This window comes from Christiangramia portivictoriae DSM 23547, assembly GCF_000423045.1.
GTDB lineage: Bacteria > Bacteroidota > Bacteroidia > Flavobacteriales > Flavobacteriaceae > Christiangramia > Christiangramia portivictoriae.
In genome coordinates this window covers 438,780-454,353 of sequence record NZ_KE383972.1, presented here as the reverse complement: position 1 = coordinate 454,353, position 15,574 = coordinate 438,780, and the positions used below count along the sequence as shown (strand labels likewise).

Here is a 15,574-nt window from a genome sequence, read left to right as displayed (position 1 = left end):
TTTCTAGATTAACTGCACAGTACTTTTGTAATTTCATACAAAGCAATTCCCAGGGACTGGGCGACATTCATGCTGCTATTCTTCCCGAACATCTCGATATGGTATGCCAAATCGCAGTTTTTTAAAATGTCTTCGGAAATACCATGCCTCTCGTTTCCGCCTACTAAAAGGATTTTTTCAGAATCGGCTTTAAAATCTGATATTGGCTGGCTTGACGAAGTGATCTCGACTGCAATCATCTTATAACCATCTTCCACGAGATCTGTGATCATTGGTGTAGCGTCCTCGTACACTTCGAAGTCTACCGTTTTATGGGTGTTTCTGGCCGTGCGTTTTAACCGGTTACTGTCAAGATTAGGTGGTGTTCCATGAAATAACAGCTTTTCAACTCCAAAGGCATCTGCCAGCCGAAAGATACTGCCAATGTTCGCCTCGCTGGTGATATTGTCCAAAAGTAAAATTACCGGGAATTTCTTCGAGTTAAAATTAGTGGTGTCGTGAGTAAGCTGCATAGTTAATTTTCAAATGCGTATTTAATAATGTTCGCGCCCATTTGCAGAGCTTTTACCCTGACTTCTTCGGGGTCATTGTGAACCTCCTGACTCTCCCAGCCATCTCCCAGATCACTTTCAACTGTATAAAGGAGCACTAATCTACTGTTTGTGAAAATTCCAAAAGCCTGAGGTCTTTGCGCATCATGTTCGTGGATTTTGGGAAGGCCGTTTGGGAACTTATAATGATTTTTAAAAATTTCGTGATCTACAGGAATTTCCTGTAAAGATTGATTCGGAAATAATTCTTTCAGCAAAGGTCTGATGTATTCATCCATCCCATAATTGTCGTCTATATGAAGAAATCCTCCACTCACCAGGTATTCCCGAAGATTTTTCATCTCTGCCTCGCTAAATATCACGTTTCCATGCCCGGTCATATGTATGAATGGATATTGAAAGATATCTGTACTTCCGGGAGCGACCGTTTCTGGCTTTTCGTCTAATGAAGTTTGTAAATACTTATTACAAAATTTTATGAGATTGGGTAGAGCAGTAGGGTTGGCATACCAGTCACCGCCACCATTATATTTAAGAACCGCAATTTCCTGTGCGCTTAACTTGCATGATAAGGATACAAAAATTAAGATGACAAATGCCAGCCTGCTCATGAGGTTTGATTGATTAGGGCAACCGTGTGACAGGCTGCGATCGCGGCGGTTTCTGTACGTAACCTGCTATCTCCCAGGCTTACTTGCTGCCACTCTCCATCCATTGCAGTTTGGATCTCCTGAGGACTGAAATCACCTTCAGGTCCAATGAGAATATGAACACTTCCACCTGTCTTGAGTTTGTTTTGAAGATAGGGTTTCTTTTCATCTTCCTCGCAGTGTGCAATCAGTTTATTGCCCTGCAATTGTTTCTGCATCAATTCAGCAAAACTAACCGGTTCGTTTAATTTTGGGAAGTGCAGGTGCAGGGACTGTTTCATGGCACTTAGAAGTACTCTTTGGTATCGTTCCAGTTTTACGGTTTTGCGTTCGCTATGATCACAAATTACCGGAGTGATTTCGTGTACCCCAATCTCCATGGCTTTTTCAAGAAACCATTCATAGCGATCGTTCATCTTGGTAGGGGCAACGATCATATGTAAATAATAGGGTGGTGGTGGCTGATTTTCAGAAGAACTTATTCTGGCAACACATTGCTTCATATCTGCCTGTATGATCTCCGCCTTAAAAAGCACCCCATTTCCATTGGTAATGCTTAATTCATCTCCTTCGGTTTTTCGCAATACTTTAACGATATGTCTGCTTTCCTCCTTTGGAAATATTACCTGCTTATCATTTTCTGAAATATCTGGATTATAGAATAATTGCATGTTAAATTTTGTATCTCGACTGTGCGGTTACTGAAAAATCTGCAAAATCCTGCTGTAGATACTTGTGATAGCCAGCGATCCCGATCATGGCAGCGTTATCTGTAGTATATTCAAATTTAGGTATAAAACATTTCCAGCCCCATTTTTTTTCGGCATCAACTAAAGCCTGGCGTATACCGCTGTTTGCTGAAACTCCGCCACCTATGGCTACCTGGTTGATCCCGGTTCTTTTCACTGCTTTCTTCAGTTTATCCACAAGAATTCCCACGATCGCATATTGTATGGAGGCGCAAATATCTTTCAGGTTGTTCTCAATAAATTCTGGATCTTCTTTTGTCTTTTTCTGAACGAAATATAAAACTGCAGTTTTGAATCCACTAAAGCTGAAGTTTAGATCATCAACCTTAGGTTTTGGAAACTGAAATGCTTTGGGATTACCTTCCCGGGCATACTTATCGATCAAAGGACCACCAGGATAGGGCAGTCCCAGAATTTTTGCGCTTTTATCAAATGCCTCGCCAACAGCGTCATCAAGAGTTTCACCTATAACTTCCATCTCAAAATAATTGGAAACCTTAACGATCTGGGTGTGACCACCGCTTATGGTCATCGCCAGAAAAGGGAATTCAGGCTTGTCAAAACCATCTTCTTCAATAAAATGTGCCAGGATATGTGCCTGCATATGGTTTACCTCAATAAGAGGTACTTCCAGGCCCATCGCGAGAGACTTCGCAAAAGAGGTGCCTACAAGCAACGAGCCCATAAGTCCCGGACCTCTGGTGAATGCGATTGCAGAGAGATCTTTTTTGTCGATATTTGCCTTTTCCAAAGCCTGGTGGATCACTGGAACTATATTCTGTTGATGCGCCCTTGAGGCAAGTTCTGGAACAACTCCGCCATATTGTTTGTGTACTTCCTGGGTCGCAACAATATTGGAAAGAATTCTACCGTTGGAGATTACGGCAGCCGCCGTGTCATCACAGGAGGATTCTATTGCGAGAATGTTTATTAAATGATCAGCCATCAGATTTATTTGGGAATAGATATTGTAAATTAGTCGCAAAGTTAAAACATAAAAACGTATCAAAAAATTCTGGAAAATACTAACGAAAACAGTGGTTGCACTTGTTTTGTTATTCATTATTTTATTGATCGTGTTTTCCATTCCTGCTGTTCAGACTTCGGTAGCACGAAAACTTACCACCTCTCTTCAGGAGAATAGCGATGTTCGTATCAACATTGGTCGGGTCTCTATTAGCTATTTCGGCGATATTCTGCTGAATGACATTTACGTGGAAGATCATCATGAGGATACCTTATTTACGGCAAATGAGATAAGCTCTTCCATTCTAAGTTACTCTAAACTTATGAGTAACGCTCCAGAGCTAGGTGATACAAGAATAGACGGCCTGAACATGCATATGCGCAGGTATAAAGGTGAAGATCGTGATAACCTTGGCGTGCTCATTCAAAAACTTCAGAAAGAACCCACAGGTGACCCGAAGGATTTTCAGCTTACTGCGGAAGATGTGCAGATCACGAACAGCCGCTATAGTTTTATAGATGAAAACCTGGACCGCTCTGATGTTCTGGTAGTGGATGATCTTAATATTTACGCCAATGAGCTGCGAATATTCAATTCCAATATTGATATAGATATTGGAATGCTTAGAGGCTATGAACATCGCGGAATAAGAATAGATCAGCTTTCTACACTTTTCCATTACGATCCAAACAGGATGAGCCTGCAAAATATGATCCTGCAAACTCCCGGATCCCTGGTGGATGCAGATCTTTCTTTTGAATATGACCTTTCAGATTTTTCAGATTTTGAAAACCTCGTACAGGTAGAAGCCAGGTTTCGTGAAAGTATTCTGAATACGAATGACCTGATCACATTTTACGATGGTTTTGGAGAAAATCAACTTGTAAAATTCCAGACAGAACTTGCGGGTACTTTAAATGATTTTCAATTGGAAGGATTCCGTCTCCAGGGTCTGGACAGAACCGAGATATATGGGAATTTTCAGGTGGTAGGATCATTTTCAGATGAACCAAATTCATTCAAGTTAGACGGTAGTTTTTCAGATTTCAATACCAATTACTACGATATGATCAATTTTCTGCCAGGGGCACTGGCAGGACAGTTACCGGAAACGCTTCGGGATTTTGGGAATGTGAATATCAAAGGAAATACGGTGGTAACAAACGGTTTTCTGGATGCAGATGTGATCGTGAGCACTCAACTTGGATCGGCAGATGCAGATTTTGAGCTGAATAATTTCAATAATTCAGCTGCCTCAAGTTACAAAGGTAAACTGATATTTAAAAACTTTAATCTGGGTCGCCTGATTGGTAATTCTCAACTGGGAAAAGCAAGTTTCGATATCGATTTTGACGGAAAAGGCCTGGACCAGGAAAACCTGAACACGCAGCTAAAAGGAAGCATTACCAAACTGGAATTCAATAATTATGCGTATTCGAACATCCAGATCATGGGGAACCTTCGGAATCCTCTATTTAATGGATATTTTAAATCGAATGATCCAAATCTGGAAATGGAATTTAATGGTCTGGCAGATGTTTCAGAAGAAATTAATGTATATGATTTTGAGGCTTCTGTAGGATATGCAGATCTACATGCACTTAATTTTGTAAATAGAGATACGGTATCAGTCTTTAAAGGTGACGTCATCATGAACATGCAGGGAACCAATATTGACAATGCTTTTGGGAAAATTTTGTTGCTGAATACCTCCTACAAAAACCAGAACGATCTTTATTATTTTGATGATCTCAACATAGCTTCCTCATTTGAAGGTCCTGTGCGAACGATTACGATCAATTCTCCAGATGTGATTAATGGAGAAGTAAGCGGAATATTTAAAGTGAATGAGGTTGGGGCGCTTATTGAGAATTCCATAGGAAGTATTTATACTAATTACCAACCGAAAACGATCACGACCAACCAGTATATGGAGTTTGATTTTGACATCTATAACCAGATCGTCGAAGTTTTTTATCCTGAGATTGAACTGGCACCAAATACGTTTATTCGTGGCAGGGTGGAGTCTGATGAATCTGAATTCAAACTAACCTTCAGATCGCCCAGAATCGATTTCTTTGAAAATATGGCCGAAGATATCAATCTGCAGGTCGATAATACTAACCCTATTTACAATACCTTCTTCGAAGCCGATAGCGTTTCAACAGATCTTTACAAATTCTCAGAGTTCAGCTTTATTAATGTGACCCAGCGTGACACTCTATTTATTCGTTCAGAATTTAAAGGAGGAAAGAATAATACTGATGAATTTAACCTGAACCTTTTTCATACGATCAATGAGAATACTAAATCTGTGGTGGGTATCCAGCGATCAGATTTTAAGTTCAAAGAAAAGGTCTGGTACCTTAATGAAAATAGCGATCGCAGCAACAAAATTATTTTTGATAACAGTTTCCGGGATCTGCAGATAGATTCTCTGGTGATGAGTCATAAAAACGAGGAGATCAGGCTTAGTGGGAATATGCGTGACAGCACTTACAAGAACTTTAAAATGAAATTTAGTGAAGTGGATATTGGCAAGATCACTCCAGAAATTGATAGCCTGGACCTGGCTGGGATTCTTAATGGTGATTTGGAACTACTTCAGGAAGACGGTGCTTATTTCCCGGTTTCAAATTTGAGGATTGATAAATTTGAAGTAAATGATCTGGTAATGGGTAATCTGGCTCTGGATGTCACCGGAAACCAGGATCTTAGTAATTATTCCATTTACGCTCAGCTCGAAAAACAGGGGATCGAGTCATTATCTGCCATTGGTGATATTAATGTGAACGGTAGCGAACCAAGAATCGATCTGGAAGTGAATATGAACCGTCTAAACATGGGCGTATTTACTCCTTTGGGAGCAGATGTGCTTACAGATATTCGAGGTTTTGCCACAGGGCGGGCCTTTGTGACCGGAAATTACAAAAACCCCGATTTCTCAGGATCGTTAAGCCTTGCAGATGCCGGACTAAGGATTCCTTACCTGAATGTAGATATAGATTTTCAGCAAAATGCAGAAGTAGATTTAACCCAACAGCAATTTGTTTTTGATAACATAGATATTGTGGATACCAAGTTTGATACCAGAGGAACTCTGGACGGCCTTATCTCTCACCGCAATTTCTCTGAATGGTTCCTGGATCTCACCCTGGTTTCAGACCGGATGCTGGTACTGGATACAGAGGCAGACGAAGATGCTCTTTATTATGGAACCGCCTTTATCGATGGGGAAGCCTCGATCATGGGACCAACAGATGAGCTGGTGATAGAAGTGAATGCGGCGACCGAGCGTGGTACTGTTTTCAAGATTCCGCTAAGTGATACTGAATCTGTGGGAGATAATTCATTTATACGATTTTTGAGTCCGGAGGAAAAAGCAGCCCGACTTGCCGGTGAAGAAATTGAAATTCCAGAAGTAAAAGGTCTCGAACTGGTCTTTGATCTTGACATCACCAATGATGCTGAAGTTGAAGTAGTGGTAGACCAGACGAGTGGTAGCACTTTGCGGGGCCGTGGCTCCGGAAACCTGCTGCTGGAAATCAATACCAATGGTAAATTTAATATGTGGGGCGACTTCATTGTTTATGAAGGTGTGTATAATTTTAAATATGCCGGACTGGTTCAAAAGGTTTTTACGGTAGAAACTGGAGGTAGCATTAACTGGGACGGAGACCCTATGGATGCGCAACTGGATGTAAGTGCGGTATATTCTCTCAATGCAAACCCGGCAGTTTTACTGGAAAACCCCTCGGTAAACAGGAAGATTCCGGTAGATGTCATTATTAATTTGCAGGGCGAGATCGCTCAGCCGGAAATTGGCTTCGCTATAGATTTTCCAAGTGCCAGTTCAACCGTAAAATCTGAATTGCAGTATAGAATCGACGACAGGGCTACTACAGAATTACAGGCTTTGTTCCTGGTAACCCAGGGAACGTTCTACAGTGAGTTTGGATTGCGTGGAGCGGCAATCTACGGTACCCTGGCCGAAAGAGCATCCAGCATTGTTAACGATATTTTTGCTGATGATGATGGTAAATTCCAGGTAGGTGTTAATTACGTACAGGGTGATCGTACACCAGATCAACAAACCGTGGACAGGTTTGGGTTGACATTATCTACCCAGATATCAGATCGTGTATTAATCAACGGCCAGGTGGGTGTGCCCATTGGCGGAGTAACAGAGTCCGTGATTATTGGAGACCTGGAGATCGACTTCCTTTTAAATGCAGATGGTAGTTTAAGGGCATCGGTCTTCAACCGTGAAAATAACATTCAATTTATTGGTGAAGAGATAGGTTTTACCCAGGGAGTTGGGTTATCCTATAATGTAGACTTTGATACCTTCAAGGAATTGATCAGGAAGATCGCCAACACCACTATTGAAGGTTTTAATGATTCAGAAGAAGAAGAAGAAAAAGAACCAGCAACGCCGTCACCTGCTCCGGATTTCATGAATTTTAAATCTGAAGACGAAAATGAGTGATTTGAAAACTTCAGAATTAACGAAAATCTAGCAGAACAAATGATTGGCTTCCTAAAATTAAGTTTGTAGTTTTAGATGATCAAGAAAAGCATTCATGAGCAAGAAATTAAAGAAGATTGGGGTAATGACATCCGGAGGAGATTCTCCGGGTATGAACGCTGCCATTAGAGCGGTGGTTAGAACCTGCGCATATTACCACATAGATTGTGTTGGATATTATCGTGGTTTCCAGGGTATGATCTCGGGAGACTTTATTCCACTAAACGCACGTAGTGTGCGAAATACGATCAACCAGGGAGGAACCATATTACAGTCGGCACGATCCAAGGAATTCATGACCAAAGAGGGGCGGGCGAAGGCTGCTGCCAATTTGAAGAAAGAAGGCGTGGACGCTATGATCCTTATTGGAGGTGATGGAACATTTACCGGAGGTAAGGTGTTTAGTGAAGAGCACAATTATCCTGTGATTGGTGTACCAGGCACTATCGATAATGACATTTTTGGAACGCATTATACCATTGGTTACGATACAGCATTGAATACTGTAATTGAGGCGATTGACAAGATACGTGATACCGCAAGTTCTCATAACAGACTTTTCTTTGTGGAAGTTATGGGGCGTGATGCTGGATTTATAGCGCTTAATACCGGAATTGGCGCTGGAGCTGAAGAGATTTTGATTCCTGAAGAAGATCTTGGTCTGGATAGATTGCTCGATTCACTGGAGCGAAGCCGGAGAGCTGGAAAAACCTCCAGTATCGTTGTAGTTTCTGAAGGTGATAAAATAGGAAAGAATGTTTTTGAGCTGGCAGAATATGTCAAGGAGAACCTGCCTTTTTATGACGCACGGGTTACAGTGCTGGGACACATTCAAAGAGGAGGAAGACCCACCTGTTTCGACAGAGTACTGGCCAGCAGGCTGAGTGTCAAAGCTGTGGAATTGCTTTTGGATGGAAAACGAGACCTGATGGTAGGAATGATGAACAATGAAATTGAAAGCTGCAGTCTGGACAAGGCTTTAAAGGGTAAGCATACGATTAACAAAGACCTTTTACGTATTTCTGAAATCCTCTCAACTTAATGAAAACAATTGCGATTATTGCCCATGATGGGAAGAAACCTGAAATGGTTCAGTTTCTGAATCAATTTAAAGAGATCCTCCATTCCAAAGAGATCAAGATCATTGCTACGGGGACTACGGGTGGAAAAACCGAAGCAGCCGGTTACAAAGTGGAGAAATTACTTTCCGGGCCTTTAGGTGGTGATGCTCAGATCGCTGCCAGAATTGCTGAAAAACAGGTGGACATGGTCATATTTTTCAGAGATCCACTGGATAAGCATCCACATGAGCCAGATATTTTCATGTTAATGCGCCTTTGCGATGTGCATAATGTTCCGTTGGCGACCAATCCGGCGACCGCAAGACTGTTGATTCAGGGCCTTTGATTAGAACTTAACTGCGATCGCGCTTATTTCAACATTTACGAATTTCGGAAGATTTGCAACTTCCACAGTTTCTCTTGCTGGAGCGTTTTCAGAATCAAAATATCTGGAATAGACATCATTAATCTTTCCGAAGTTATTCATGTCACTTATAAAAATAGAGGTTTTTATGACATGATCTAGACTCAATCCAGCTTCAGTGAGTATAGCTTTTAAATTTTCTAAAACCAGTGTGGTTTCAGCTTCCAGATCTTCGGTTTTCAAATCTCCGGTGGAAGGATCAATCGCTATCTGTCCGCTAATGTATAAGGTATTACCGGCAAATATTGCCTGGTTATAAGGGCCTATTGGAGCTGGTGCGTTGTCTGTATTGATAATCTTTTTCATTGCTCAATAATTTTATAAGGTTCTATCGCGATCTCGTCGCTTTTCATATTTTATGTCACTTAAGACGCTTGCCTTGATCCTAATGAGGAAGTTCCAGGATTTTCTTGGTCCAAAAGGCACCCAGCTAAAACTCATCAACCAGCTATCCAGATCACGTTGAAAACGCAATTGGGTAGGAGTTACCCCGCTGTTTACCAGGTCATATCCTGTACTTGCTCCAATCTTCCATTTTGGTGCGATCTCTATATTTCCATTAAACATCAACGAATGTGCTGATACGGTGTTCTGCCGGGCAGAATTGGTGTAATTCATAGCATACGCCACCCGTACATCCCATGGAATATTATAGTTATACCAGCCATTTTCGTTTTCCTCTTCTTCACCTTCAAATGGATCTTCGTCGAAAAGTCTGCCATCTTCGCCCATTCCTGTTCCAAATAGATCATCTGGACGGCCACCGTTTCTATAGGTTTCATTATCCATATCATCGGTTTCTTCCTCTTCTACGCCTTCAAAATCTTTATTGGAGAAAGAATAGCCAAAGTTTACGTTTCCTGCAGTCAAACGAAACAAACTTCCGCCATTTTCGATATTCAGCTTGTCGATTCTTCTATTATTATTATCCAGCGCATAGATATCCAGATTCCCGCCAAAGTTAATGTCCAGCTTGTTTTTGATTACCGGAATAGATCCACGAAGTGAAATTGGAGACAGGCGCAGGGAATCTCCTGCGAGATTATAACTTGTACCAATACTGAAGTTATTAAGTAAAGTGATCTTTTCAGGTTCTATGGCAGTGCTGTCTTTCGATCTTACTTTTGCCTCTATGGTGTTGCTTAAACTGAAACCTAGCGAACTGGAGAAATTTCTTCCCGGCGCTCCATATAAAGTTCCGTCAAATCGCGAATAATCTACGATTTCTTCAAATATTTCACCGTTCTCATCTTCAGATTCCTGAATGTATCGATCGTAAAATTGATCAAACCCTGGGTTAATATTGTAGCTTACCGAAGGTCTCATTACGTGGCGGATCGCCTGTATTTTTTTATCCTTTCCGAAGTTTTTAAAACCATAAAGAGTGGTTCCAAGGCTGGTGTTAAAGTTATAGGTGCGATAAGAATCAAATCCCCGTATGGTATCGATCACCACGTCATCCAGTACTGGGTCATAGGATCTTTCAAATGTTCTTGAAACCCATGTTTCTTCATAACTGGTTCCTGTAGAAACACTTAAATATTTAAAGAGCTTGAAGTTGGTGTTTAGCGGAATACTGTGTTGTGCTCCCAGCCTGGCGTCATCAAACATTTGCGGAGTCAGAAAAAGGGAGTCTGCAGTATTGATCTGGTTTTCTGCGCGTAAATTATACTGCAGATTGATGTTTTCTATAAATCCTTTCTTACTTCCTGTTGCAGGAGCTAGGGGGTAAATACGAGACATGCTTAGCTGCAAGGTAGGCAGACTAAGGTTTACCGAATTGGTCCTGGTATTTTGAGAATGTCGGGCTGCCAGACTTAAATTCACCTGTGGCTCACCAGGAAAGGTTTTACTATAGGAGACCGATGAGTTCAGTTCGTTGTTCAGGTAATTCCCTGTATTCGCCTGGTTGATGGATTCAGCATAATATTCACTGCTTCCTAAGTTCACCGAAGCTGAAAACCTTGAGTTGGGACTGGCTTTTGGGTCCTGGCTATGAGACCACTGGATGTTATAGCTGGATCTTTCTGCAAAATCTGGAAAACCTCTTTCGCTTGTAAATAATTTCTCAAATCTCACTCTCGCGTTACCGCGGTATTTATACCTGTTCGCATAATTGGAAGAAAATTCCAGCGTATATGACCCGTTTGTGTAATAACTACCCAGAGCCAGGAGATCCACGTAATCACTAATGGCAAAATAATAACCACCATTCTGAAGGTTGTATCCATACTGGGAATCACCAAAGGACGGAATGATGAAGCCTGAAGTTTCCTCATCTGTTAACGGGAAATATCCAAAAGGAAGTCCTAAGGGAGTTGGAACATCGGCAATGTACATATTCACCAGGCCGGTCACGATCTTCTTTTCAGGTACGAACTTGATCTTCCTCGCATAGAAGAAATACTCCGGGTCATCTACATCCTGAGAAGTGGTAAACCTTACGTTCTTCATGAAGTAAACCGAATCATTTTCACGCTTGGTCACCATGCCTTTCACATTAAAGTCGGCCTCCTGGGTTCGGGAGTTATAAACCAAAGCTCTTTCTGTATCAAAATTGAATCGAAGCGAATCTGGTTCCACTTTTCTAGTAGCCTGGGTGAAAATGGGTTTTTGGATATATTCTCCCAGGGAGTCCTCTATTCCATAGGCGAAGAACTCATTCTTGTTATTATCAATTACAATGAGTCCGGCTTCAATGGTCATATCGCCATATATGATCTTCGCCTCATTATATAGGTATATCTTATTCTCCTTAGGGCTTAAGCGCATATAATCCTTAGCGCTATAGTCCACAACATCGGTAATAAACTGAGATTTTTTAACTGAATCCTGTTTTACGGTATCGGTCGCCTGCAGGTTTTGAACGATCTCTTCAGAAGTAATTGCCGGAGCTATGCTATCCTTTTGACTTTCAACGGGAATCGAGTTATTTCCGATCTCCTGGGCAGGTAAAATGGAGGTCATAAATAGCGCGAAAACTAAGCAAAAAAGTGTATTGGGGATATTTGTTTGCAATGCTTTAAGTGCTATTTTTGTACGGATTGGCTTGCTTTTTGCAAATCCAAAATTACATATATTTTTTTAGCTGAGTTTTGAGACTGCAGGAAAATAGTAATAAAATATTCACCCCACACTAGCGTTAGCTTTCTATGAGAACGAACTTACTTAAACTTTTCGTATTCACAAGTCTTTTCTTTTTAACATCAACAGCAACTTTCTCTGCTGAAATTCCTCCTAATATGGATGATTTTGTGGTGGTTCTGGATGCAGGTCACGGTGGGAAAGATCCCGGGAATATGGGTAATGGTTATAAGGAAAAGGATATAGCTCTTAGCATTATATTAAAGATTGGTGCTGAGCTTGAAAAATATAAGAATATCAAGGTGGTCTATACTCGAAAATCTGATGTTTTTGTAGAACTCTTTGAGCGAGGAAGAATTGCCAATGAAGCCAATGCCGATCTTTTTGTATCCGTTCATTGTAATTCCCATAATTCACAGGCTTCAGGAACCGAAACATTCGTGCTGGGTCTCAACCGAAACGAAACAAATTTTGAAGTGGCGAAAAAGGAGAATTCTGTAATCTATTTGGAGGATAATTATGAGGTCACTTACGCTGGCTATGATCCAAATTCTCCAGAATCTACTATTGGACTTACGATTATGCAGGAGGAATATCTTGATCAAAGTATTCTTCTGGCAGACCTTGTTCAGAAACAATTCACCAACACGCTGAAAAGGAAGAATAGAGGAGTGAAGCAAATGGGGCTTATCGTATTGCATCAAACCTATATGCCAAGTGTGCTGGTGGAAACAGGTTTTCTAACTAATAATCAGGAAGGGCCTTATTTAAATAGTTCCAGAGGGAAGGATGACATGGCTCGAGCTATCACGAATGCGATCCTGGAATATAGTAAAACCATTAATTTAAATACCCTTGAGCAAATATCTGCAGATCAATCGAATAAAACTGTTGATCAGGGCGTTTTACCAGAGTCTCAGGTTTTCAAAGATATTCTCTTTCGGGTGCAGCTAGCGGCTGGATCTAAAAAACTGGACACCAAACCTTATAATTTCAAGGGGATTAAAGATGTAAGCAGGGAGAAAGAAGGGAAACTTTATAAGTATTATTATGGTGCAACTTCAGATTATCTGAAAATACAGCGAATGCACTCCGAAGCAGTAAAAAGTGGATACCCAGATAGTTATATCGTAGCCTTTAGGAATGAGCAGAAAATAACGCTTAATGATGCGTTAAAATCAAAGCTAAAATAGAACAGCTTTTCTATTTTTATTTCTAAATTTGTGCGTATTCACTTAAAAAATTGCTTTTGAAATATTCCAGAGAGGTAAAAACTGCCGTTCTAGCTATCGTAGCGATAGTCATTCTGTTGTTTGGTTATAGTTTTCTGAAAGGAGAAAACCTTCTTGCCCAGAATCGAATTTTTTATGCTGAATATGATGATGTTGAAGGACTTTCGCCATCTTCTGAAGTTACCATCAATGGACTCAAAGTCGGGCAGGTTAGCAGTATAGATTTCAAAGATAATTCAGGTAGGCTTGTGGTGAGTTTTACTGTAAAGAATGATTTCCAGTTTTCTAAAAACAGTAAGGTAAATATTTATGGTGGTAGCATCATAGGTGGAAAATCGCTGGCAATCGTTCCCGTATATGATCAACAATCTGAATGGGCTCAGTCTGGAGATACGCTTCAGGGTGACAAGGAGGAAGGGATCATGGAACTTGTTAATGACAAACTTACTCCACTGCAAAATAAGCTGGAAAACACCATTACCAGTGCAGATTCCATGTTGACCGCCATTACTGAGATTCTTGATGATTCTACCAGAAATAATATTAGAGGAACTTTTAGAAACCTCGATGCTACGGTATCGTCTTTTAGGGTTACCGCAGATGAACTTCAGGGTATCGTTAAAGGAAACAGTGCTAAGCTAGACCGAACTTTTACGAATCTTGACGAAATGTCTACGAACTTTAATAAGTTTTCAGACACTTTATCTACCATGGATATAGGAAAGATCACCTCAGATCTTGAAAAGGTGATCGCAGATTTTGAAGGAATTTCGAACAAATTGAACAGCAAGGAAGGAACCGCAGGGAAATTGATCAATGATGATGCTGTATACAACAATCTAGATCAGGCTACCAAGCAGCTGGAACAACTCTTACAGGATATAAAACTCAATCCAAAGCGCTATGTTCATTTCTCAGTTTTCGGGAAGAAGCCTGGAGATTACGAAGAACCGAAAGATTCCTTAAAATAAACCATCATGCAAATTGTTTCGCAAATCCTATTTGTGATCGCTCTGTTAGCGGGCGTTGGCTTTTTTGCCAGAAATATTAAAAGACTTATCCGCAATATCAAGTTAGGTCGGGAAATCGATCGTACAGATAATAGCGGTGAAAGATTCGCGAAAATGGCTCGCATTGCTTTGGGGCAGAGCAAAATGGTGAAAAGACCTGTCTCTGGTTTCTTGCATATCATTGTTTACGTTGGATTCATCATTATAAACATCGAAGTTCTCGAAATCGTTATCGACGGTATTTTTGGAACTCATAGAATTTTTTCGTTTTTAGGAGGTACGTACGATGTGTTGATTGCAAGCTTCGAAATTTTTGCTTTTCTGGTATTCGTTGGCGTGGTAATATTCTGGATTCGTAGAAACGCATTGAACATCTATCGATTCTTAGGTCGTGAACTTAAGGGCTGGCCAAAGAACGATGCTAATTACATCCTGTATTTTGAGATGGTGCTTATGGCGCTGTTTCTTATTATGAATGCTACAGATTATCAGCTTCAATTGAATGGAGCAGATCATTATGCTTCCGAGGCTGGAATAATGGGAAGTTTTCCGGTAAGTCAGTTTTTGCTTCCTCTTTTCGACGGAATGAGCAATGCTACACTTATTATTATTGAAAGAGCTGCGTGGTGGTTACATATTTTAGGAATTCTTTTCTTTCTGAATTACCTATATTATTCAAAGCATCTACATATTTTACTTGCGTTTCCGAACGTATATTTTTCTAAGCTGAGCCTTCAGGGGAAATTTGATAACCTGGAATCGGTTCAGAAGGAAGTTGCTTTGATGATGGATCCAAATGCAGATCCATTTGCTGCACCTGCAGAAGGAGAAGAAGATGCAGAACCAGAAAAATTTGGTGCATCCGATGTTTTTGATCTAAACCAGGTTCAGTTGCTCAATTCGTATACGTGCACAGAGTGTGGACGTTGTACTTCAGAATGTCCTGCAAACCAGACCGGGAAAAAACTTTCACCTAGAAAGATCATGATGGATACGCGTGACAGACTTGAAGAAGTTGGTGAAAATATTACCAAAAACGGTAAATTCGAGGATGATGGGAAACAACTTTTGGACAACTATATCCTGCGTGAAGAATTATGGGCCTGTACAACTTGTAATGCGTGTGTGGAAGCCTGTCCAGTAGGGATCGATCCTTTGTCTATTATTCTGGATATGAGAAGATACCTGGTAATGGAACAGAGTGCCGCTCCAAACGAGTTATCCATAGCGATGACCAATATTGAAAACAACGGCGCTCCATGGCCTTACAACCAGATGGATCGTTTGAATTGGGCCAAAGAAAATTAATACATAAGAA

Annotated in this window: 12 protein-coding genes; 6 read left to right on the top strand and 6 right to left on the bottom strand. The window is 40.7% G+C overall.

Annotated features, from left to right (window positions below; all coding sequences use genetic code 11):
• Positions 1-8: 8 nt before the first annotated feature.
• From G529_RS0114670 to tsaD, 4 genes are read right to left on the bottom strand one after another with little or no spacing between them, the layout of a single operon-like run.
• Positions 9-512: a TrmH family RNA methyltransferase gene (locus tag G529_RS0114670; protein WP_026916248.1), complete on the bottom strand. Its 504-nt coding sequence runs from the start codon at positions 510-512 to the stop codon at positions 9-11.
• 2 nt (positions 513-514) lie between these two features.
• Entirely contained in the window at positions 515-1,162 is a 648-nt protein-coding gene (locus tag G529_RS0114665; RefSeq protein ID WP_026916247.1) for a DUF4159 domain-containing protein, read from the bottom strand.
• Positions 1,159-1,872 (bottom strand): 16S rRNA (uracil(1498)-N(3))-methyltransferase, encoded by a 714-nt coding sequence (locus G529_RS0114660; protein ID WP_026916246.1) that lies wholly within the window; start codon positions 1,870-1,872, stop codon positions 1,159-1,161. The genes G529_RS0114665 and G529_RS0114660 overlap by 4 nt, the downstream gene beginning before the upstream one ends.
• A gap of 1 nt (position 1,873) precedes the next feature.
• The gene (tsaD, locus tag G529_RS0114655) at positions 1,874-2,896 is read right to left on the bottom strand and encodes a tRNA (adenosine(37)-N6)-threonylcarbamoyltransferase complex transferase subunit TsaD (protein WP_026916245.1); all 1,023 of its coding nucleotides are present in this window, start codon (positions 2,894-2,896) and stop codon (positions 1,874-1,876) included.
• A 91-nt stretch (positions 2,897-2,987) separates the two neighbouring features.
• On the opposite strand from tsaD, the gene G529_RS0114650 reads away from it, so the two are divergent.
• The 3 genes from G529_RS0114650 to G529_RS0114640 all read left to right on the top strand — a co-directional run bounded on the left by G529_RS0114650 (position 2,988) and on the right by G529_RS0114640 (position 8,852).
• Complete coding sequence (locus G529_RS0114650) at positions 2,988-7,406, top strand: translocation/assembly module TamB domain-containing protein (RefSeq protein WP_245566938.1); 4,419 nt, start codon at positions 2,988-2,990, stop codon at positions 7,404-7,406.
• A gap of 94 nt (positions 7,407-7,500) precedes the next feature.
• Positions 7,501-8,487, top strand: coding sequence for a 6-phosphofructokinase (pfkA, locus tag G529_RS0114645; protein ID WP_026916243.1), 987 nt, complete (start codon positions 7,501-7,503; stop codon positions 8,485-8,487).
• A complete protein-coding gene (locus G529_RS0114640) occupies positions 8,487-8,852 on the top strand; it encodes a methylglyoxal synthase (RefSeq protein ID WP_026916242.1) in 366 nt (121 codons plus the stop codon). The genes pfkA and G529_RS0114640 overlap by 1 nt, the downstream gene beginning before the upstream one ends.
• Here the strand turns inward: G529_RS0114640 and G529_RS0114635 are convergent, their stop codons facing one another.
• Together G529_RS0114635 and G529_RS0114630 are read right to left on the bottom strand one after the other, a co-directional pair.
• Positions 8,853-9,236 (bottom strand): RidA family protein, encoded by a 384-nt coding sequence (locus G529_RS0114635; RefSeq protein ID WP_026916241.1) that lies wholly within the window; start codon positions 9,234-9,236, stop codon positions 8,853-8,855.
• A gap of 12 nt (positions 9,237-9,248) precedes the next feature.
• On the bottom strand, positions 9,249-11,897 hold the full coding sequence (locus G529_RS0114630; protein WP_245566937.1) for a putative LPS assembly protein LptD: 2,649 nt from the start codon (positions 11,895-11,897) through the stop codon (positions 9,249-9,251).
• 185 nt (positions 11,898-12,082) lie between these two features.
• Between G529_RS0114630 and G529_RS0114625 the strand changes: the two genes are divergently transcribed.
• From G529_RS0114625 to G529_RS0114615, 3 genes are read left to right on the top strand one after another with little or no spacing between them, the layout of a single operon-like run.
• Positions 12,083-13,207, top strand: a complete 1,125-nt coding sequence (locus tag G529_RS0114625; RefSeq protein WP_026916239.1) for an N-acetylmuramoyl-L-alanine amidase family protein — start codon at positions 12,083-12,085, stop codon at positions 13,205-13,207.
• A 56-nt stretch (positions 13,208-13,263) separates the two neighbouring features.
• Complete coding sequence (locus tag G529_RS0114620; RefSeq protein WP_026916238.1) at positions 13,264-14,217, top strand: MlaD family protein; 954 nt, start codon at positions 13,264-13,266, stop codon at positions 14,215-14,217.
• 6 nt (positions 14,218-14,223) lie between these two features.
• A complete protein-coding gene (locus G529_RS0114615) occupies positions 14,224-15,564 on the top strand; it encodes a 4Fe-4S dicluster domain-containing protein (RefSeq protein WP_026916237.1) in 1,341 nt (446 codons plus the stop codon).
• The last annotated feature ends 10 nt before the right edge of the window (positions 15,565-15,574 follow it).

Bases quoted from the DNA above. Each gene is read 5' to 3' on its own strand.
- tsaD (WP_026916245.1), bottom strand. From the start codon at position 2,896: ATGGCTGATCATTTAATAAACATTCTCGCAATAGAATCCTCCTGTGAT.
- G529_RS0114665 (WP_026916247.1), bottom strand. From the start codon at position 1,162: ATGAGCAGGCTGGCATTTGTCATCTTAATTTTTGTATCCTTATCATGC.
- G529_RS0114635 (WP_026916241.1), bottom strand. From the start codon at position 9,236: ATGAAAAAGATTATCAATACAGACAACGCACCAGCTCCAATAGGCCCT.
- G529_RS0114670 (WP_026916248.1), bottom strand. From the start codon at position 512: ATGCAGCTTACTCACGACACCACTAATTTTAACTCGAAGAAATTCCCG.
- G529_RS0114630 (WP_245566937.1), bottom strand. From the start codon at position 11,897: ATGACCTCCATTTTACCTGCCCAGGAGATCGGAAATAACTCGATTCCC.
- G529_RS0114640 (WP_026916242.1), top strand. From the start codon at position 8,487: ATGAAAACAATTGCGATTATTGCCCATGATGGGAAGAAACCTGAAATG.
- pfkA (WP_026916243.1), top strand. From the start codon at position 7,501: ATGAGCAAGAAATTAAAGAAGATTGGGGTAATGACATCCGGAGGAGAT.
- G529_RS0114625 (WP_026916239.1), top strand. From the start codon at position 12,083: ATGAGAACGAACTTACTTAAACTTTTCGTATTCACAAGTCTTTTCTTT.
- G529_RS0114660 (WP_026916246.1), bottom strand. From the start codon at position 1,872: ATGCAATTATTCTATAATCCAGATATTTCAGAAAATGATAAGCAGGTA.
- G529_RS0114615 (WP_026916237.1), top strand. From the start codon at position 14,224: ATGCAAATTGTTTCGCAAATCCTATTTGTGATCGCTCTGTTAGCGGGC.